This window comes from Pedobacter caeni, assembly GCF_900129215.1.
Taxonomy (GTDB): domain Bacteria; phylum Bacteroidota; class Bacteroidia; order Sphingobacteriales; family Sphingobacteriaceae; genus Pedobacter; species Pedobacter caeni.
The window spans coordinates 671,715-690,285 of record NZ_FQUQ01000005.1; the positions used below are offsets into that span (position 1 = coordinate 671,715).

The 18,571-nt window shown below is 42.0% G+C and carries 20 protein-coding genes; 11 read left to right on the forward strand and 9 right to left on the reverse strand.

Translation table 11 applies throughout. From position 1 onward, the window contains the following. Window positions 1–11: 11 nt before the first annotated feature. The 4 genes from BUC20_RS26875 (at window position 12) to BUC20_RS26890 (ending at window position 5,559) form a co-directional block, all read left to right on the forward strand. The gene (locus BUC20_RS26875) at window positions 12–1,088 is read left to right on the forward strand and encodes an efflux RND transporter periplasmic adaptor subunit (RefSeq protein ID WP_073235523.1); all 1,077 of its coding nucleotides are present in this window, start codon (window positions 12–14) and stop codon (window positions 1,086–1,088) included. Next, on the forward strand, window positions 1,085–4,150 hold the full coding sequence (locus BUC20_RS26880; protein WP_073235526.1) for an efflux RND transporter permease subunit: 3,066 nt from the start codon (window positions 1,085–1,087) through the stop codon (window positions 4,148–4,150). The genes BUC20_RS26875 and BUC20_RS26880 overlap by 4 nt, the downstream gene beginning before the upstream one ends. Before the next feature lie 260 nt (window positions 4,151–4,410). Beyond that, on the forward strand, window positions 4,411–5,190 hold the full coding sequence (locus BUC20_RS26885) for a GNAT family N-acetyltransferase (protein ID WP_073235528.1): 780 nt from the start codon (window positions 4,411–4,413) through the stop codon (window positions 5,188–5,190). Window positions 5,191–5,202: 12 nt separating this feature from the next. Then, on the forward strand, window positions 5,203–5,559 hold the full coding sequence (locus tag BUC20_RS26890) for a DHCW motif cupin fold protein (RefSeq protein WP_073235531.1): 357 nt from the start codon (window positions 5,203–5,205) through the stop codon (window positions 5,557–5,559). 5 nt (window positions 5,560–5,564) lie between these two features. Here BUC20_RS26890 and BUC20_RS26895 read toward each other — a convergent pair whose 3' ends face one another. The 3 genes from BUC20_RS26895 to BUC20_RS26905 form a co-directional block, all read right to left on the reverse strand. Beyond that, window positions 5,565–5,906, reverse strand: coding sequence for a DUF1622 domain-containing protein (locus tag BUC20_RS26895; protein ID WP_073235534.1), 342 nt, complete (start codon window positions 5,904–5,906; stop codon window positions 5,565–5,567). A 103-nt stretch (window positions 5,907–6,009) separates the two neighbouring features. Continuing rightward, complete coding sequence (locus tag BUC20_RS26900; RefSeq protein WP_073235536.1) at window positions 6,010–6,726, reverse strand: GNAT family N-acetyltransferase; 717 nt, start codon at window positions 6,724–6,726, stop codon at window positions 6,010–6,012. Further along, window positions 6,726–7,205 (reverse strand): MarR family winged helix-turn-helix transcriptional regulator, encoded by a 480-nt coding sequence (locus BUC20_RS26905; RefSeq protein WP_073235539.1) that lies wholly within the window; start codon window positions 7,203–7,205, stop codon window positions 6,726–6,728. Before BUC20_RS26905 ends, BUC20_RS26900 begins: the two co-directional genes overlap by 1 nt. 141 nt (window positions 7,206–7,346) lie before the next feature. Between BUC20_RS26905 and BUC20_RS26910 the strand changes: the two genes are divergently transcribed. Beyond that, on the forward strand, window positions 7,347–8,090 hold the full coding sequence (locus BUC20_RS26910) for an ankyrin repeat domain-containing protein (protein ID WP_073235542.1): 744 nt from the start codon (window positions 7,347–7,349) through the stop codon (window positions 8,088–8,090). 6 nt (window positions 8,091–8,096) lie between these two features. On the opposite strand, the gene BUC20_RS26915 is transcribed toward BUC20_RS26910, so the two are convergent. The 3 genes from BUC20_RS26915 to BUC20_RS26925 all read right to left on the reverse strand — a co-directional run bounded on the left by BUC20_RS26915 (window position 8,097) and on the right by BUC20_RS26925 (window position 11,995). Next, window positions 8,097–8,714, reverse strand: coding sequence for an HAD family hydrolase (locus BUC20_RS26915; protein ID WP_073235545.1), 618 nt, complete (start codon window positions 8,712–8,714; stop codon window positions 8,097–8,099). A 58-nt stretch (window positions 8,715–8,772) separates the two neighbouring features. Then, window positions 8,773–11,052: a GAF domain-containing protein gene (locus BUC20_RS26920; RefSeq protein ID WP_073235547.1), complete on the reverse strand. Its 2,280-nt coding sequence runs from the start codon at window positions 11,050–11,052 to the stop codon at window positions 8,773–8,775. A 106-nt stretch (window positions 11,053–11,158) separates the two neighbouring features. Then, window positions 11,159–11,995 carry a DUF4198 domain-containing protein gene (locus tag BUC20_RS26925; RefSeq protein WP_159441167.1) on the reverse strand — a complete coding sequence of 279 codons (837 nt, stop codon included), beginning with the start codon at window positions 11,993–11,995 and terminating at the stop codon, window positions 11,159–11,161. Between the two features lie 123 nt (window positions 11,996–12,118). Between BUC20_RS26925 and BUC20_RS26930 the strand changes: the two genes are divergently transcribed. From BUC20_RS26930 to fabF, 4 genes are all read left to right on the forward strand, one after another. Next, a complete protein-coding gene (locus tag BUC20_RS26930) occupies window positions 12,119–12,553 on the forward strand; it encodes a hypothetical protein (protein WP_073235552.1) in 435 nt (144 codons plus the stop codon). Window positions 12,554–12,616: 63 nt separating this feature from the next. Then, entirely contained in the window at window positions 12,617–13,228 is a 612-nt protein-coding gene (locus BUC20_RS26935) for a TetR/AcrR family transcriptional regulator (RefSeq protein ID WP_073235555.1), read from the forward strand. Between the two features lie 8 nt (window positions 13,229–13,236). Further along, a complete protein-coding gene (locus BUC20_RS26940; protein WP_073235558.1) occupies window positions 13,237–13,671 on the forward strand; it encodes a PaaI family thioesterase in 435 nt (144 codons plus the stop codon). Between the two features lie 57 nt (window positions 13,672–13,728). After that, the gene (fabF, locus tag BUC20_RS26945; RefSeq protein ID WP_073235561.1) at window positions 13,729–14,979 is read left to right on the forward strand and encodes a beta-ketoacyl-ACP synthase II; all 1,251 of its coding nucleotides are present in this window, start codon (window positions 13,729–13,731) and stop codon (window positions 14,977–14,979) included. A 69-nt stretch (window positions 14,980–15,048) separates the two neighbouring features. On the opposite strand, the gene BUC20_RS26950 is transcribed toward fabF, so the two are convergent. Next, window positions 15,049–15,984: an NADP-dependent oxidoreductase gene (locus tag BUC20_RS26950; RefSeq protein ID WP_073235565.1), complete on the reverse strand. Its 936-nt coding sequence runs from the start codon at window positions 15,982–15,984 to the stop codon at window positions 15,049–15,051. 91 nt (window positions 15,985–16,075) lie between these two features. Between BUC20_RS26950 and BUC20_RS26955 the strand changes: the two genes are divergently transcribed. Continuing rightward, window positions 16,076–16,978 carry an AraC family transcriptional regulator gene (locus BUC20_RS26955; RefSeq protein WP_084529311.1) on the forward strand — a complete coding sequence of 301 codons (903 nt, stop codon included), beginning with the start codon at window positions 16,076–16,078 and terminating at the stop codon, window positions 16,976–16,978. On the opposite strand, the gene BUC20_RS26960 is transcribed toward BUC20_RS26955, so the two are convergent. Together BUC20_RS26960 and BUC20_RS26965 are read right to left on the reverse strand one after the other, a co-directional pair. After that, the gene (locus BUC20_RS26960) at window positions 16,905–17,411 is read right to left on the reverse strand and encodes a hypothetical protein (protein ID WP_073235568.1); all 507 of its coding nucleotides are present in this window, start codon (window positions 17,409–17,411) and stop codon (window positions 16,905–16,907) included. The two genes, BUC20_RS26955 and BUC20_RS26960, sit on opposite strands and share 74 nt — an antisense overlap. Window positions 17,412–17,429: 18 nt before the next feature. Further along, window positions 17,430–17,981 carry an RNA polymerase sigma factor gene (locus BUC20_RS26965; protein WP_073235571.1) on the reverse strand — a complete coding sequence of 184 codons (552 nt, stop codon included), beginning with the start codon at window positions 17,979–17,981 and terminating at the stop codon, window positions 17,430–17,432. A gap of 130 nt (window positions 17,982–18,111) precedes the next feature. Between BUC20_RS26965 and BUC20_RS26970 the strand changes: the two genes are divergently transcribed. Then, window positions 18,112–18,444: a DUF6249 domain-containing protein gene (locus tag BUC20_RS26970; protein ID WP_073235739.1), complete on the forward strand. Its 333-nt coding sequence runs from the start codon at window positions 18,112–18,114 to the stop codon at window positions 18,442–18,444. The last annotated feature ends 127 nt before the right edge of the window (window positions 18,445–18,571 follow it).

An 18,571-nucleotide genomic window follows, 5' to 3' on the forward strand; every position in this document is an offset into this window, starting at 1 on the left:
AATTCATAGACATGAAAGCCATTCATTATGTAGCGATATTGCTGTGTACACCACTATTATACGCTTGCAATAGCTCAAAACCGGTTGATCAGAAATCGACCGCTAAAGACACCATTCCAGTTCAGGTGATCGCACTTAACCAGGAACACCATAACGCGCCGGTTAGCGTATCGGGCGAATTTACAACCGATGATGAGGTGGTCTTGTCCTTCAAAACCGGTGGAATTATCAATAGTGTACTCGTCAAAGAAGGAGACCCCGTAAGGAAAGGCCAGCTTTTGGCTACTTTAAACCTGACCGAAATCAATGCACAGGTGCAACAGGCTCAGTTAAACCGCGAGAAAGCGAAACGCGACTATCAGCGTACCAAAAACCTTTATGCAGACAGTGTAGCCACACTGGAGCAGTTACAGAATAGTCAAACTGCGCTTCAGCTGGCAGAACAACAACTGAACCTGGTTGCCTTTAACCGGAAATATTCAGAGATCCATGCTCCTCAGGATGGTTATATCCTGAAAAAACTGGCGGATGCAGGGCAACAGGTCTCTTCCGGAACAGCAGTATTGCAAACCAATGGCGCACAATCCGGAAAATGGCTGCTCAAAGTAGGAATCAGCGATCAGGAATGGGCATTATTGAAACTGAACGATCCGGCAAGGATAGAAACAGCCGCTTTGCCTGGCCAGTTTATGGAAGGGGTATTGAGCCGTAAATCCGAAGGGGTAGACGCAGCGACAGGAACTTTCACCGCTCATATTACCCTCACTGGGAAGAAACCAAATTCCATTGCTTCCGGAATGTTTGGAAAAGCAACCATCAATCCTTCCAGAAAAGAGGAGCATAAAGGAATCTGGAAAATACCTTATGAAGCATTGCTGGATGGTGATGGCAATACAGGTTATGTATTTATCACCAATGATGATAAAACAGCAAAAAAAGTGAAAGTAACCATTGCCGGAATTGAAGACCATACCGTGACCGTCAGCGATGGCTTACAGGAAGCTAAAGGTTTAATTGTCTCGGGATCAGCCTACCTCACAGATCAGAGTGCAATCACTATCCATTCACCATTAAAGGAGAAAAAATGAAAATATCAGATTACGCAGTAAAGAACAGCCAGTTTACCCTGGTGATCTTTCTCATGATCATTGTATTGGGAATCACGACCATGTTCAGCATGCCCCGTTCAGAAGATCCGGAGATGCATGCCCCGTTTTTCTCAGTCATCATTGTATACCCGGGAACGAGTCCGAGGGATATTGAAGACCGTGTGGTTACCCCATTGGAAAAGACGATTTCCGGTTTGGATGATATCAAAAGAATCCGGACCAATATTTCTAACGGAGTAGCTGTATTAAGGGTAGAATATAAATATAGCAGTAACGTAGAAGCGAAATACCAGGAAATTGTAAGGGAGGTGAACAGTAAAAGACCTGAACTGCCTGCAGATATTTACAGCATAGAGGTTCAGAAACAACAACCCTCTGATGTGAATGTGTTACAAGTGGCGCTGGTTTCAGAAAATGCCGCACGTAACCGGATGCAATATTATGCGGAAAAGCTTCAGGATGAACTGGAAAAGGTAGCTGCATTAAAAAAGGTGTCCATCTTTGGATTGCCCCGGCAACAGGTACGGATAGAGCTGAACCTGGAAAAAATGGCGCAAATGAACCTGCCACTCAGTGCAATCAGCAATAGCCTGCATAGTGAAATGGCCAGCATTCCGGGAGGAAGTATCGATGCCGCCCATCAGACTTTTAACATCGTAACTAACGAATACAGGACATTGGAAGCGGTTCAGAATACCGTAGTCTATGCTGCCGGAGGGAAAAATATCATCCTGAAAAATGTGGCGAAGGTGTATTATGGTTATGAGGAGGAAAAACACATTACCCGCTTAAATGGCCACCGTTGCTTATTTGTGACTGCTGCTCAGAAAGAGGGAGAAAACATCAGTAAGACCCAGGGTCTGTACCTGCCGGTACTGGAAGCATTCAAAAAGACCTTACCTGCTAATATAGACCTGGTACAGAACTTTGATCAGGCAAACAATGTCAACAGAAGGCTTTCCGGACTCGGACATGATTTTATCATTGCCATTCTGCTGGTTGCCGTCACTTTATTGCCACTGGGGATCCGTCCAGCCGTGATTGTGATGATTTCCATTCCACTTTCCCTGGCGATAGGTATCGTCCTGCTCCAGCTTTTTGGGTTTAACCTGAATCAATTGAGTATCGTCGGACTGGTGGTGGCCCTGGGTTTACTGGTCGATGATAGCATTGTGGTGGTCGAAAATATAGAACGCTGGATGCTGGAAGGACACAGCAGGATGGAAGCTACTTTAAAAGCGACCAAGCAAATCGGACTGGCCGTAGTGGGTTGTACGATTACCCTGATCATCGCCTTTATGCCATTGGTATTTTTACCGGAAGGTTCCGGCGATTTTATCCGCTCTCTGCCTCTTGCAGTGATCTTTTGCGTAATGGCTTCCATGCTGGTTTCCTTAACGATCATCCCTTTCTTATCAAGCAGGCTGCTGCAAAACCATTTGGGAAATCCGGAAGGGAACTTTTTAATGCGCGGTTTAAAAAAGCTCATCCACGGAAGTTATGCGCTACTATTGGATAAAGCGCTTAAAAGGCCTGTTTTTACCATTGTAGTTGCGGTGGCATTGTTCGCCGGATCGATATTCCTGTTCAAAGTGATTGGCTTTAGCCTGTTCCCTGCCTCAGAGAAACCGCAGTTCCTGCTCAACATTACTACCCCAAATCAATCCAATCTTTCTTATACGGATAGCATTACGCGTGCAATTGAGAAAGAATTGAAACAACAACCGGAAGTCAGGTATTTCTCTTCCAATGTAGGAAAAGGAAACCCGCGTATTTATTATAATGAGATCCCGGAAAATGACAGGACAGATTTTGCGCAGTTGTTTGTACAGCTGGATGATGAAACTTCGCCGGATCAGAAACTCAAACTGATCCAGAAACTACAGCAGCACTGGGCGCATTATCCTGGTGCGAAAATAGAGGTGAGAAACTTTCAGCAAGGGCCACCAGTGATTGCACCGGTAGAAGTGAGGCTCTTTGGTGATAACCTGGATAGCTTGCGCGCATTGTCGGTCAGAGTAGAAAAACTCTTACGCGAAGTACCTGGTAGTATGTACATCAACAATCCGGTCAGTCTGCTTAAAAGCGATATCCGTGTCGTTCTAAACAAAGAGAAAGCGCAGTTATTGGGTGTTTCTACATTAAGTATCGATCAAACGGCCAGACTGGCGGTTACCGGGTTGAGCATGGGAACATTTTATAACAATGACAATAAAAACGGCTATGGGGTTCTGCTGACCAGAACCAAGGAAGGAAGACCGGGAATGGATGCTTTCCGAAACCTGTATGTAAACAACGCACAGGGAAATGCAGTTCCGGTAAATCAGATCGCAGAGCTGAAACTGGAAGCTTCTCCGGCAATCATCAACCACCAGGAAAAGAAAAGGGTAGTGTCTGTACAGGCACATGTGCAGGAAGGCTTTCTGGTGAACAGGGTGATTGATGATGTGGTCCTGAAAATGAATAAACTGAAACTCCCTCCCGGGTATAGTTATGAAATGGGTGGTGAAGTGGAATCCAGAAACAATTCATTTGGAGGTTTCATGAACATTATCCTGGTTACGGTATTCCTGTTTATTGCCGTGCTGATCCTATTGTTTAAGACCTTTAAAAGTACCCTGATTGTGCTTTCTGTGATTCCTTTAGGAGTGGTAGGAGCAGCCGTCGCACTCTGGATCACAGGTAATTCACTCTCTTTTGTAGCGATCATTGGTTTAATTGCACTTGCTGGAATTGAGGTGAAGAATACCATTTTACTGGTTGATTTTACCAATCAGCTGAGGCAGCAGGGCAAGAGTTTGCAGGAAGCCATCCGGGAAGCTGGGGAAGTCAGGTTCTTACCTATTGTATTGACTTCGCTTACAGCAATCGGCGGACTGATTCCAATTGCCATATCCACGAATCCTTTGATTGCACCACTGGCCATTGTGCTGATCGGAGGGCTGATCAGCTCGACTTTATTGTCCAGAATTGTAACTCCGATTATTTACGAGTTAATTCCACCAGCAATAACAGTTGATGAAGAAATAAAGAACGGATAATCCGGATTTATCTGATGGAGTAATCCCGTTTAAATGTTGCTTTCAGACCACATTTAAACGGGATTATCTTTTGTAGCTACTGTTAAATATTTTATAGAATCCGTATATTGCAGTATATAAAAATCTTCCCTACACCATATGCTCTGCCCAGTTTTAATCAAATTTTTTCGGTACTAAATTCATTGAAGAGCGGATCAGATGGATTAAAATTGGATGGATTGGGATATTATAAAATAATTTAAAAAAGATATTCAGGCTTTATGAGCGCAAAAGAAAATATGGATCCGGCAGAATGGATCGTGATCAATAATATGTTTGAGTTTTGGGACTTTGTTGGGCGTCAATCAAAGACACTTTTAACCAAAGCTGATTTTAAAGCAATCCTGGTGAAGGGCTCAGACTGGCCCAAAAGAATATTCAATCTCGGAATGGAGCAGCAGGCTGAACCTTCGGTATTTAAAAAACTAGCCGATGAGATTCAGGCCGGTAACCTGCCCAATATGATCACCTTTACTGAATCCCTCGCAGCACGTTATCAGGAAGCACTGTCTGCTGCTGGTTTTAGCCCGCGTATGAAACAATTGGGCATGATGATCGACTTATCGGATGCTGTGTTTAATGAGGAAAGCCCATCCGTAATTCATTTTGAAGAGGTAGAGACCGAGGATCAGGCCGCTTTATTTGCTGTTATTGCTGCATCTTCATTTAATTACCATGTAGGTCCTGAGGTGGTCGCTTCACTGATCAACAGGAAGGACAGGGTCAGGCTTTTTATTGCCTTCCATGAAAAACAGGCCGCGGCATGTGGCCTGATCTTTTATGATGAACAGGGCCATGCCGGTTTACATATGATCGGAACTTTACCTGAGGCAAGAGGAAAAGGGTTGGCTAAAAAGCTCACTACACACCTGTTGCAGGAATGCATCCATGATGGAAAAAAACTTTGTGTGTTACATGCTTCGCAAGCAGGGGAGTATGTTTATGTAAAGCTGGGCTTTACTGCTGTAAAAGACATGATTACCTATCACATTACCACTTAAACCACAAATACCATGAACTCAGGAAACATCCCTTTTCAAAATACAGATTGGGAAAATATACCAGCCACCGAACATCAGGGAGAAACCGGGACTGCTTATTGGAAAACGATCAGCTACGGTGATTTAAGGATCAGGGTAGTGGAATATTCAAAAGACTATAAAGCGGATCACTGGTGTCAGAAAGGACACATTATTTATTGTATTGAAGGAGAAATGATCAGCGAGCTTTCTGATGGGACACAGCATCGGCTGACAAAAGGAATGTCTTATCAGGTTTCAGATGAACTGAGTTCTCATCGTTCAGTTTCTGAAAACGGGGTGAAACTGTTTATCGTCGACGGCTCATTTTTAGCACAAAAAGAGGAATAAGTGGATTATTCTCCTTTAGGATTTGAATTTTTTAATTCTCTTTCCAGGAAGTAATTCAAAGCGGTCCGTAAAGTTGCTATAGCTGCGAGTTGCCCGATTTCGTTCCAGCCGGGTGCAATTGCGGTCTTTAATATGTCTGCGCCCAAGAGCAGCTCTAACGCAATGGCAAGGGATTTACCCAAATTCAACCGGATACTGATATGAGGTAAAAATCCGGTTGATTTTGTACTAATGTCTTTAAAATAACGAATGATCGCCTTTATGGAGGAGAAGAGGATGACAATAACGGCCAGCAATTCTATGAATTGTGCAGCATAAACAGCTATTTCTTTAATGATCACTTCCATTTGAGACTAAATCTACTGATTTTGTCCGATACCTGCTAAGTATTCATGTTTTGGATCGTCTTTAATTCTCAAGAAAATGAAAGTAATCATTGGTGCTATAGGTTTACAAGGATTTAAGCTGATTAAAAGCGATGTCTTTTCTTTTCACAAATCCCAGTCTTTCATATAAATTGATGGCCCTGGTATTGCTGTTCAATACATGCAAAAAAGGCTTGGTTCCACGCTCAAACATGTCAAGGCAGGTCTTTAAAACCAATTGATAGGCTAAACCTTTACCGGTAAAATCCGGATGGGTACATACTGCACTCAGCTCAGTAAAGGAATCCAGGCCAAGTCTTTCCCCCGACATAGAGATGAGTTTCCCATCCACGCGTATCCCGTTATAATGCCCAAGAAGGGGAGTGTCTTTGGCAAAATAACCGGGTTGTACGCTGGTGATGAGTTCAAACATTTCTGCACGGTCTTCTTCTTTTAAGGTGATGATCTCTATCGATTCGTCTAAGGTTGTAACACTCAGCTCCGGACAAAACATCTGTACGCAATCCAGCTGATTTAACAATTGCCAGGAATCGGGAATCTTTGGCAGGTCTCCAATCGCATAAACAATTTCATCAGGTTTCATCCAGGCCTTCAACTGTTCCATTGGTTGCCCGGAATCAAGATCAAAACCTACAAAAGGCAGGATGTGGGAAGGGTATCTTTTTGCATATTCGTTGCCAAGGGCAAAACTGGCATGTTTGCTGTTTAAAGCATTCCAGATGGGACGGTCAAGTAGACTCAGCTGATCCTGCACCTGATTTTCATTGGTAATTGTATTCATTATTTTAAGGTGTCTTGAAATCTTCTGTAATATGATTTTTCATCCAGGGTTTGCTCTATGGCATCGAGTGTCTGAAGCAACTGGTGTTGTTGCTCAAAAAGCAGCTGGTTCAGCTGGCCAATCTTTTCCCAGACCTTTTCAAATGAAGGGAGGCTTTTTTTGCCTTTTGCCGATAGACGAAGCATCCGTTTACGCTGGTCTTCGGGAGCAGTGATGGACTCAATATATCCTTTCTTCTCCAACTCTTTTGCGAGATGAATAATGGCGGGGTGGGTAAGGCTCAATTCTTCGGCAATATCCATAATCCCAATCTGTTTTCTGCGGCTGATCAGGTAGAAAATAGGGAAGTATTTGATGTCAAATTGTAATTCATACTCTTCATATATTTTCGATGCATCTCTGGATAAAGCATCGTGAAGCCTCCGCATCCGGCTTCCAATGGCTAAAGCTCCCAGTTCATTGATGATGTTTTGTTTCATATAGGTAAGTATTTACGTAAATATTTACCAAAAGTAAGTGCCTGACCTGAAACCTCAAAATTAAAAATACAATTACCCGGAAATTATCGTAAATTAACAGATAGATGACACGATTAAACAGCGGTTTTTAAAGGAATTGGAATGAAAGATTTACAGGAATTAGCCAACCTCATAGAAGTCCATGATGTGGCAGGAATCAGAGATAGTTTTGCCAATGGACTTGATCCCAATTCATCTTTCAATAATGAACCTTTGATTTATGAACTGACGAGTGAATACACCAGAAGCCCCGCGCTTAAATCCATAGTGAAAGTATTTGTAGATTATGGGCTTCAATTCGAAGATAAAGCACTTTTAGCCGTGCTGCTGGATGACGCCTCTGCTCTTGAACAGGAATTTAAAAACGACCCGGAAGTAATCGATAGAAAATACAGCCTCCGTTGTGCCTATACACCTTTATTTGAAGCCTCTCTATTACACATCTGCGCTGAATTTAACCATGTTGCAGCCGCAGGGGTCTTATTAAAACGTGGGATGGATGTAGATGTAAAAGCAGGTGTTGATGAAAACGGTTTTGGCGGACAAACACCCCTTTTTCATACCGTAAATCAGAATGGCCATCAATCCGCAGAAATGATGGATTACTTAATCGGCAGGGGAGCAGCACTCCAGATAACCCTTCCCGGACTAATCTGGGGGAAAGGTTACGATTGGGAAACACTGATTCCTGCTGTCAATCCGATCAGTTATGCCATGATGGGTTTATTGCCCCAGATGCATAGAAATGAGCGTACTCAATCAGAAATTGTTTCCAGACTATTGAAACAAGCCTACGGCATTGATTATCAGCCTCAAAATGTTCCATGCAAATACCTGAAACATTAACCCAGGCTAAACCTTTAATCCGTATTCGGCAAAAGCCAAACGTGTATTTTCTGTCGTACTATGGTGAATTCCGGTAATGCCCAGCTGTTGCGCTGCCTGAATAAAAACCAACCTGTCGTCAAGGTAAATGACTTCATCCGCTTTTACCTGAGCAAGGTCAAGTGCAATTGTATAAAAGTCTTTATCCGGTTTGCGGGTATGGACAAAGCAGGAAGAGGAGAAGATGTCAAAAAAGCTTTTCAGGTCAAACTTGCTCACCCGGTATTCATTTAATTCCCTGCCTTCATTATTCACCGCAATCACCTGCAAGCCGTATTGTTGCTTTAACTGCTTGATGAGGGCAATAGTTTCCGGATAGGCTTGCGACTGGCCAAACATGAAATCCTTAAATTCCTGCATGCTAAAATCACGTTCTTTACAAAACACCAAAAGGTTCAGGTATTCATCTAAAGTCATTTTCCCGGACTCATAGGCATCAAAAATGATCCGGTGGCGGTCATTCATTTCTGCAAAGTCAATTGAAAAATGTTCTGCTGCAAGTCTTCTTGAGGCGCTGTCCCAGCCATTGGTTAGCAATACGCCGCCGATATCCAGTAGTAAAGCTTTGATTGTAATAGGTTTCATATTCCTAAAGGTAAATATTCGTCCAGTTTATCCGCTTCCTGCTGCAGGAAAATTTTAATTATGACCCGGAATGTATAATTCTTACCCTAAGGGCCTTCAAACCTGAAAGGCCTACAAGATCTTCTACCTCTAAATGTTCTGTTTCTGCCGCCAGCAGATTTTCCGATCTCAGCGTTTCAATATGGCCGATGTATTCTACATATTCGGTGTCATTAGTATACACGATCGTCACCTTATCAGCTTCTGTAATCCTTTCCGCCGTATTCTTGATATTGGCTTTATCTATCCGTTTCTTCGCGATTTCAAACCTCGCATTGTAGCTGCCATCTACATCAAATCTTTTCTCATCCATCCTGAAACGGATCGTGATGGCAGAATGATAGCTGAGCAAAAGTGTCGTTACTGCCAAAGGGTAGGGAAGATGTGGTTTTAAACGATGATGGGCAATTTCCATTTTCACTAAAGTCCGCAGTTGCCAAAGGCGCAGTTCATGAAGTTTCCTGAAGTCAAAAGCCCGTTTGGGTGAGATGGAGGCCCCAATATATAGGTTGTGTTCTACTCCATCTGTCTTAAAACGTTCATAGTAGTGAGGAAATATTTCCTGTGCATGGAGTTGTTCCTGATCCAGAATTTTCGCCACTTCATCATTGATGATAGAGACTGTATTTTCATACCGCCTTCTGCTGATGTGAAAACTTCCTGTCTTCTCATCGGTACAGCGGAAGTAATCATCAATCAAAGCACCCGGAACCGGATGCTTTACTTCATGAAAGAGTGGGTGTATCCTGGTTTCTATATAATTGCTGATTTGTTGCTCCGTACTTGCCTGAAGAGGTAAAGTAAGGGCTTTCAGAAATGTGTCAACCGTTTCCTTTTCTTTGTTTTCAAACGCGCTATACAGCTCTATTTGCTCCAGAATACCAGATATGCTGTTTAGCTGAGTACTAAAATCCTCCTGAATACTCTGGTTCCGTGCCTCCGAAGAACCTTTGATGTCAATCTGACCATACAAGGGATAAACCTCAGGAAAAATAATTTCTGTCGTTCCTGAACCCAAACCCAGCTGCCTGTTATAAATTAGCCGCTGTGCTTCTGCACGGAATTTCCAGTAAACGCTGGGATGAATGGTGGTAAACTTTTCCTGAATCACGACCTGAACCCGGTTACGGAGTTCTGAAATGAGCCGTTCAATGGTATCCGTCAGAAAAGGGATCACCTCACCTAACTTGTTTACATTGATGCTGTTAAAATCTTTAGCACGCGGAGAAACTACTTCAAGAACACCTAGCAATACCTCATTCCTGACGATAGGTGCCAGTATAAAGCTTTTAACATCCTGCGCCAAAAGGCGGTTCAGTAAACCATTCTCCGGATCATATTCCTGAAGTCGGGGTACATCCGAGACTACATAACTTAATTTTTCCGTAACCAGGCGCCGGTAAGAATCGGGACAAAGTACTTCCTGGTCAGCCCTTTGCTGAACATCCGGTAAAATAAAACTTTTGATCGGTTGCCCAAGTGTGGTAATACCAAAAGTATGCTCCTCCGGATGGTAAAGCGTAATCCCTACCTGTAAATCGGAAGTCCGGTATATAGATTGAAATATAGATTCAATGCTCGTCTGAAAATCATTCGCATGCAACTTCAATAACTTCTCTTTAAAGATCGAGACTGCATTTTCGGTGGTCGCATCAAATAAGGTCATCAGGGCAAAACCTTTAAGTGTCCAGCTTTTAGAAGGGAATTTTTCTTTCCATAATTCCAGATCATCAAAGTTATTGATCAGCAGATCGATGTCCTCAGGACTAAGTTTCGCGGCGTTCGGATTGGGTTCTACTTCTAAATAATCCCCGTTATACATGATTCTGTAATGCTTGGCGACGCCATTTTGCATGGGAATATCGTAAAACAAAGGCTTACCAAAATCCAGTTGGGTTCCGTAGTATTGATTTAAGACCAAACAGCAACTGAATACATAAAACTGGTGCTCATCAAAGCCTCTGATGTCCATTTTGAAGGAATCTCCGGCTGCCGCTAATATCGCCTTAAACCGTTCTGTATGGTTAAATATATTATTGGTATAGGGGATGCTGAGTGCTTTGATTTCGTTATGAGTCAACCCTTTCGGGAAAAAATCTGCCAGTAAACGGGACAAGAGCTCTAAATGAGGCTCAATTCCTGCCAATTCTGTGATCCCTGTTCTGAGCTCCGGATGTAAAGCAACTTCGTCCAACAGCGCCTTCTGACTTTCAGTAGGAGCCTTTTTTATAGATTCAATATACTTGTCAAAACTCAGTTTTACAACAAATGGGGTGTCCAGAATGGAAAGCAGCGTCATGTTTTTTTATCAAAAATAACCTAATTTTTTCTTAGTATCTAATTTTAGTGGTGATGCTTATAATGGTTTTATGGTACGCTTCACCGGCACCCAAAAAAGAGGAATCTTAAAATCCAAATTCCGCAAAAGTCTCACGTCTGTGGACTGTATTCAGGAATTCAAAACTGAAAGTAGTCCATAAACTTTTGATCTCATTATTGGTGCTGACCTCAGCAATGGAGAAGTGCTGGAGAAAATAAACGCCTTCTATATCCAGTTTAACGCTCAGCATGCCATCAGCATCGGAACTGAGCAGCTCACTAATGATGTTTCCTGATTTTGCTTTTACATAAAGGATTACCGGAGCATTGGGCAATGCTTTACCATTTAAGGTAAGCAGTGCACTGAGCTCATCTCCATAACTTGCCCCAAAAGGCGTGTTCTTCAGGGTAATCTCATGTGCCTTTGTAATGGGCTCCTTTGAAAACGGTTTGCTTTTTTCAGGGGAAACCAACGATTTGGTATAAAATACAGCGCTATCCTTTACCTTGTAATTGTCATTCAGGATAGGCTCAAGTTGTTTTGCAATCGCGGTCAGACCTTGTTCCTTAAGGTTGGTCAGGTATTCTTCTTTGGTATATTCCCCGAAAGTCTGTTGTGAAATTTCCAGAAATGACGGCCCTGTTAGTTCCGGTTTATACTTTAATAGTGCATGGTCTTGAGAAATGAATGAATTCAGATTGATGTTCTTCCCTTTATGAAACAGCTGGATATCGGTAGACAGGGTAGTGGTAGAACGGGGGGCAGATTCTGATTGCAGGTGAACGTGGCTTGATAAATTTGCACGAATCGTATCCCCCTTTTTTAAGTTGTACTGATCTAACACAATGAGCCTGATCTGGGAATGTGCCTGGAAACCAGACAAAACAAATAAAGCGATGAACAGTGGATAAGTAAACCTCATACTTGCAAAACTAAACGGAAATGAGAATGGTTTTTTTGCTGATTTCATAAATGACATGGGGAATACAATTTCTTATTCTTCATTTTTCTAGTACTTTTGCCGCCATAAGACGATTTATATTCTATGAACAACCTCACTATTGGCGCTTTAATCCTGATTGCTATTGTCATTCTGCCTTATCTCTTCTTCTCATTCAGAAAATTATCAAGGTACAACATGCCCTTTTTCAAAGCTTTTAACCCGTCGTATAACCTGACACGTTATGAGGCTGATGAATTGAAAAAGAGCCTGAGCCCGATCACTACAGAAATAGAAACGAAAAAGATTTCCGGCTTCATCAACCACTGGACCGCAAAGTTCGAGAATAACACCCTCAATGTGGAGGATGTCAAAATGCTGAATGAACTTCTTGCAACAGGAAAAGAAGATCAGGTGAATGGAATCCTGGCCTTACATCCTGAGGCTTTAAACAGATATAATGCAATCAACAAAGATTTAAACCCGGTCATCACTGAAGCTGAAGATCCGCTTTATGTAAAGAGCGATTCGGTTTATTAAGCTTTTCTGGCCAGATTGGATCATTTAATTTGTTTTTCAAATACCGATCGGTATATTTGTCCCGTGGAATTTGTAGCAAAGTCAGAAAGTACCCGTCAGTATATTGTGGAGTCCACCTCAGGAGTCTTCAATAAAAAGGGATATGCAGGTACCGCACTCTCCGACCTTATCGAGGCTACGAAGCTCAGCAAAGGAAGTATTTACGGCAATTTTGAAAACAAAGAAGCGGTAGCAATTGCCGCATTTGACTATAACCTGTCGCAGGTACAGCAACTGATCCATGATAAAGTAAGCCAATTTGAAGGTTATAAGGAAAAATTGTTTGCCCATGCTCAGGTTTATCATAGCTTTGAGCAGACGCCTTTTCCTGAAGGGGGATGCCCCCTGATGAATACCGGTGTGGAAGCGGATGATACCAGTGAAGTGTTAAGGGAGAAAGCAGCAGAGGGAATTATGAGCTGGATGAGCAGTCTGGCTACACTGATTGAAAATGGGATGGCAGTAAATGTATTCCGGCCGGATACCAATAGCAATGAAACGGCAACCACTATTATTGCGCTGATCGAAGGGGGGATGATGATGTCCAAAGTGACCCATAATACCAGCCTGATGGATGATATTGTATCGGTGATCGGGGAATTGATCGATAGGATCTCTAACCCAAATGAATCTTAACTATTAATATGCTTACACCCTCAGAGTTTTTTACACAGAATATTGGCACTGAAATGACCACTTCTCCTTCTCCATTGTTCAACTGGCTGAAGCCTGTGATTTTGGCCGTGGAAAAAGGAAAGCTGATTTTAAAATATACCATCCGGAATGAGATGACCAATCCGATGGGCATTCTTCATGGAGGAATGACGGCTGCCATTATTGATGACGCCATTGGTGCCACCCTTTTTGGGTATGATGAACCACATTATTATGTAACGGTAAACCTGGCCATTGATTATTTTGCCTCTGCTAAAGAAGGCGACCTCATCATTGCAGAAACCACCATGATCAAGAAGGGAAATCAGATTGCCAATGTACAGTGTGAAGTCTGGAATGAAGCACGTACCAGAATCATTGCCAGAGGATATAGTAACCTTTTGCGCACAGAAAAAAGAAAATAAAAAGATATAAAGGGCAGGTTTGCCAACAACAATATTATATAAAACAAATAAAATAGGATGAAAAGAGTAGTCGTAACCGGAATGGGAGTTATTAGTCCATTAGGAAATTCTGTAGATGAATTGTGGAAGAATATCCTTGCAGGTAAAAGTGGAGTAGGACCAATCACTAAATTTGATTCTACCAAATTTAAAACTCATTTTGCCTGTGAAGTCAAAGACTTTAATGCAGAAGATTACCTGGAGAAAAAGGAAGTCAGGAAATATGACGTTTTTACCCAGTTTGCTATTGCAGCAAGTGACCAGGCCATTAAAGATTCAGGCCTTGATTTTTCCACTATGGAGGAAGCAGACCGCTATGAAGTGGGTGTGATCTGGGCAACAGGAAACGGAGGAATAGGTACTTTTGAACAACAACTGAAAGAATATCACCTGGGTGATGGTACTCCTAGATTCAATCCTTATTTTATTCCTAAAATGATTGTAGATATTGCTGCCGGGGTGATCTCGATCCGCAATCAGCTGCATGGACCTAACTATTGTACAGTTTCTGCCTGTGCATCTTCAAATACCGCAATTATCAGTGCTTTTGATACGATCAGACTTGGAAAAGCAAATGTGATGATTGCCGGTGGTTCTGAAGCTGCAATTACTGATTCTTCAGTAGGTGGATTCAATGCAGCTCAGGCCTTATCAAAAAATAATGACGATGCAGTACACGCTTCACGTCCTTTCGATAAAGACAGAGATGGTTTTGTCATTGCTGAAGGTGCTGCTGCTTTGGTTTTGGAAGAGTACGAACACGCCATCAAAAGAGGAGCAACCATTTATGGTGAAATGGTCGGAGGTGGAATGGCAGCTGATGCTTACCACTTAACAGGTACCCATCCGGAAGGATTAGGTGCCATCCAGGGAATGAAGAAAGCATTGGCTGATGCAGGAATTCAACCGGAACAGATTGACTATATCAATGCACATGCAACTTCAACAGGTCTTGGCGATTTAAGTGAGCTTAAGGGAATTAAAGCGGTGTTTAAAGATTCACAGGTTGCCATCAGCGGAACAAAATCCATGACAGGCCATTTGCTGGGTGCTGCAGGTGCAATTGAAAGCGTGATCAGTATTCTTTCTGCAAAGCATGATATGATCCCTGCGACCACCAATACGGTTACACTTGATGAAGCAATTCCTGAAGGATTAAACATCATCCTGGGTAAATCGATTGCTAAAAAGGTAAACTATGTAATGAACAATACCTTCGGTTTTGGAGGTCATACCGCAACGTCTATCTTTAAAAAATACGAGGCATAGGATAAACTAATTAAATAGAAAAGGGTCTGTATCACACGATACAGACCCTTTTTTTGCTACAATTCCGGATTAAGGTAAGGTAACCACAATCTTGCCAACAGTTCTTCCGCTTTCAATCTGCTGATGTGCAGCAGCCATCTGATCAAAAGTATAACTTTCGGAAATGTGTGATTTCAGGCTTCCATTTTCCAGTAATCCGGCAATGGTTTTCATATCTTCTCCGCTGGACTGAACAAATGTTGCGTAGCCATATACTCCTTTAGCTTTGGCTTTTTCTTCAACTCCGTTATTTAATCCGCTGGGAATGCTGATGAGGGTTCCGCCAGGATTCATGATCTCCAGAGAACGGTCAATATGATCTCCACCCATCGTATCCAATACAAAGTCAATGTTTTTTACCTGTGTTTCAAATGGGCTGGCCGCATAGTCAATGTGTTGGTCTGCTCCAAGCGACAATACGAAATCTTTGTTTTTAAGGGAAGCAGTTCCGGCTACGAAAGCGCCAAGATGCTTAGCCATTTGTACTGCAAAATGTCCTACTCCGCCAGCTGCAGCATGAATCAAAACCCTGTCGCCTTTTTTTACTCCGGCTTTTACAATCGCCTGCCAGGCCGTAAGTGCAGCAAGAGTAGCTCCGGCAGCTGCTTCATGGCTGACGTTTTTGGGTTTAAGGGCCAGGTGTGTAGCCGGAACGCTCACATATTCTGCATAAGCTTTTCCATGTCCGGGGAAATTAACCATTCCGAATACTTCATCACCTGCTTTAAATGAATCGGATTTTGATTCTTTAACTATACCGGAAATGTCCCAGCCAAGGATGATCGGACTTTCTGCCTTTAATATTTCATAACGGCCTTTTCCTTTCCTGGTTTTGATGTCAATAGGGTTGATGCTGATTGCTTTGGCTTCCACCAAAATCTCTCCGTTCTGAATAACAGGGATGGCTATTTCCGTGGCCGAAAGTTGGTCAGTACTCCCTGCTTCTTTTAATATGATTGCTTTCATTTCGTTTTATTTATTTATGATAAGACAAAGTTATACCAGATTTTTTAATCTAAAATGGTATATGTTTTCTATAATTCGGTATTTTTGTCGCATGATTAAGGAAAACTTACATGAACCTTTCTCCATTACTTTTAAAAAAATCGGAGAATGCCTCAAGGATGATCACCAGCATAGTTTCTTTGAACTGATTTACGTCATTTCCGGGACGGGGCTGCAAACCATCAATAAAAATAATTTTGCATACTATCCGGGGCAATTGTTTTTAATTACTCCGGAGGATTCCCATTCTTTAGATGTGGAAAGCACTACTGAATTTTTCTTTCTCCGTTTCAATGACATCTATATCAAGAACAACAGTCTGCTGGCAGAGAATGTCAAACGATTGGAATACATCCTGCACAATGCCAATCATCAGCCGGGTTGTATCCTTAAAAATAAAACAGATAAAGTATTGGTGGGCGCAATGGTGACCGCAATAGAGCAGGAATTCCTCAATAAAGACCTTTACAATAAAGAACTCATTCAGCAACTGATCAATACCTTAATCATTATTGTTGCCCGTAACATTGCCAAGTACCTGCCAGAGCAGGTCAATGTGAGAAACGAAGAGAAAGCAATGGACATCCTGCAATATATCCAGACCAATATCTATGAGCCGGATAAGTTAAAGGCGGAGCGGATCAGTCGTAATTTTGGCATTTCAAATGCATACCTCGGCCGGTACTTTAAAAAACATGCAGATGAAACGATGCAGCAATACATCACCAATTATAAGATTAAACTGATCGAACACCGCCTGCAGTTCAGCGACAAAAGAATCAACGAGATCGCTTACGAGTTTGGTTTTACTGATGAAAGTCATCTGAACAAATATTTCAGAAAACAAAAAGAAGAAAGTCCAAAAGAATACCGGAAAAGGACTAAGCTTTCTGTTGCTGCTGAAAATACCTCAGGTAATAATCCAGGCCTAAAAGAACACCAAGCATCACCATAACGATCAGGTAAAGAGAAGGACTGCCATTCACCTGCAGCTGCTCCGTTACTTTACTAAACTGGTCAGTCAAATGATAAGCATTTGTGCTTGTGGATGGGGTAGAGGTGTTTTCTGTGAATAAGAAGAATAGCAATGAAATGAAGAGAAAGGAGGCTACAATGGCAAACCCTGCTCTTTTGCTAATGATGGGCTGTTCTTGTTTCTTCAATGGCAAAAGCTCAATTCTGTCCATCACCTGATTCGTGAAATCAGCAGATAAGCTGGCTACTCCATGTTGTTTCAGTAAGTTTTGTAAGGGGATATTGATGGGAACTTCCAGGTTAGTATCTGTAGAAATTTCTTTCATCACCAGCGCCATAAAGTCAGAAGCAGGTGCATCCGGCTCCATTTTCTGAAGTAACATTTTCAAATTTTCCTTTTTCTTTGCTGCCATTTTCTAAACCCTTTCTTATTATAGTAGAAACTTTAACTCACGTTCCAGTCTTTTTCTGGCCCTGAACAACTGGATTTTCACATTTGGGATGGACAATCCTGTGATCTCACAAACTTCCTTGATGGTACTTTCATTGATATAATATAAGGTAACCAGCAGTGCCTCTGTTTTTGGAAGTTTCTCAATGGCCAGTTTTACATACTTTGCCTGCTCATCCGATTGTATCTGATCCAGCTGAGGAACATTGCCGTCAGTAGCATCATGTTGGTGGTTTTCATCATCTATAGAGGAAGTCTTTATTCTTTTGTCTTTAATCATCAGAATGGCCGTTCGGTAAACGATTGTATATAACCAGGTGGAGAACTTTGAATTTCCCTTAAAACTGTGAATGGCCTGATAGGCTTTAATAAAACCCTCTTGCGCGGCATCCTCGGCCTCTTCTGCATTTCCGGTAATTTTGAGCGCAATGGTATAAGCCATGTTCTTATACTTATTCAGAAGAAATGAATAGGAGGCGGCATCACCGTTCTTTACCCTGTCAACATAAATCTGATCTTCTGTATGGTCCATTCTCCCATAAGAGCAGTATATTGCTAAGTTGGTTACAAATAATGTCAGATATTTTTATTTAATATTTTTTGTAACCAACCATGAAGTATTTCGCTCCTATGGCATATATCAACAATTTAAAATTACGATCATGGATGAAACAGCAAGAGATCTCATCGTTTCCTTAGCCGCTTTTGTAGCAATTTTTGGAATCATATATGTGTATTTAATGACCAGACACCGGGAACGGATGGCGATGCTGGACAGAGGGGTAGAGGCATCACCTTTTAATTCTATCAAACATTCAAATTTTCTGACTTTGAAATATGGGATGCTCTCTGTAGGTGTAGCGATAGGAATGATCATGGGTTCGGTACTCAGTGATTATGGAATGGCGAAGTCGACCAGCTTTTTATCAATGATCTTCCTGTTCGGAGGAATCAGTTTGATCCTCAACCACATCATCACCAGAAAAATATCCTGATCCCAGGCTAGGGGGCCGTATTCCCGCGGCTCTTAAATACCCTCTTTTTACTGCAATATAGCTTTTGAGTGCTCAAAAATAGCGCTTAGGCGAAGCTATGCCCTTAAATATTGAAAACTTATAATCC

Bases quoted from the DNA above. Each gene is read 5' to 3' on its own strand.
- BUC20_RS26965 (WP_073235571.1), bottom strand. From the start codon at position 17,981: ATGGACCATACAGAAGATCAGATTTATGTTGACAGGGTAAAGAACGGT.
- BUC20_RS26890 (WP_073235531.1), top strand. From the start codon at position 5,203: ATGAACTCAGGAAACATCCCTTTTCAAAATACAGATTGGGAAAATATA.
- BUC20_RS26875 (WP_073235523.1), top strand. From the start codon at position 12: ATGAAAGCCATTCATTATGTAGCGATATTGCTGTGTACACCACTATTA.
- BUC20_RS26905 (WP_073235539.1), bottom strand. From the start codon at position 7,205: ATGAAACAAAACATCATCAATGAACTGGGAGCTTTAGCCATTGGAAGC.
- BUC20_RS26955 (WP_084529311.1), top strand. From the start codon at position 16,076: ATGATTAAGGAAAACTTACATGAACCTTTCTCCATTACTTTTAAAAAA.
- BUC20_RS26940 (WP_073235558.1), top strand. From the start codon at position 13,237: ATGCTTACACCCTCAGAGTTTTTTACACAGAATATTGGCACTGAAATG.
- BUC20_RS26910 (WP_073235542.1), top strand. From the start codon at position 7,347: ATGAAAGATTTACAGGAATTAGCCAACCTCATAGAAGTCCATGATGTG.
- BUC20_RS26915 (WP_073235545.1), bottom strand. From the start codon at position 8,714: ATGAAACCTATTACAATCAAAGCTTTACTACTGGATATCGGCGGCGTA.
- BUC20_RS26885 (WP_073235528.1), top strand. From the start codon at position 4,411: ATGAGCGCAAAAGAAAATATGGATCCGGCAGAATGGATCGTGATCAAT.
- BUC20_RS26880 (WP_073235526.1), top strand. From the start codon at position 1,085: ATGAAAATATCAGATTACGCAGTAAAGAACAGCCAGTTTACCCTGGTG.
- BUC20_RS26960 (WP_073235568.1), bottom strand. From the start codon at position 17,411: ATGGCAGCAAAGAAAAAGGAAAATTTGAAAATGTTACTTCAGAAAATG.
- BUC20_RS26920 (WP_073235547.1), bottom strand. From the start codon at position 11,052: ATGACGCTGCTTTCCATTCTGGACACCCCATTTGTTGTAAAACTGAGT.
- BUC20_RS26930 (WP_073235552.1), top strand. From the start codon at position 12,119: ATGAACAACCTCACTATTGGCGCTTTAATCCTGATTGCTATTGTCATT.
- BUC20_RS26900 (WP_073235536.1), bottom strand. From the start codon at position 6,726: ATGAATACAATTACCAATGAAAATCAGGTGCAGGATCAGCTGAGTCTA.
- BUC20_RS26950 (WP_073235565.1), bottom strand. From the start codon at position 15,984: ATGAAAGCAATCATATTAAAAGAAGCAGGGAGTACTGACCAACTTTCG.
- BUC20_RS26925 (WP_159441167.1), bottom strand. From the start codon at position 11,995: ATGAGGTTTACTTATCCACTGTTCATCGCTTTATTTGTTTTGTCTGGT.
- BUC20_RS26895 (WP_073235534.1), bottom strand. From the start codon at position 5,906: ATGGAAGTGATCATTAAAGAAATAGCTGTTTATGCTGCACAATTCATA.
- fabF (WP_073235561.1), top strand. From the start codon at position 13,729: ATGAAAAGAGTAGTCGTAACCGGAATGGGAGTTATTAGTCCATTAGGA.
- BUC20_RS26970 (WP_073235739.1), top strand. From the start codon at position 18,112: ATGGATGAAACAGCAAGAGATCTCATCGTTTCCTTAGCCGCTTTTGTA.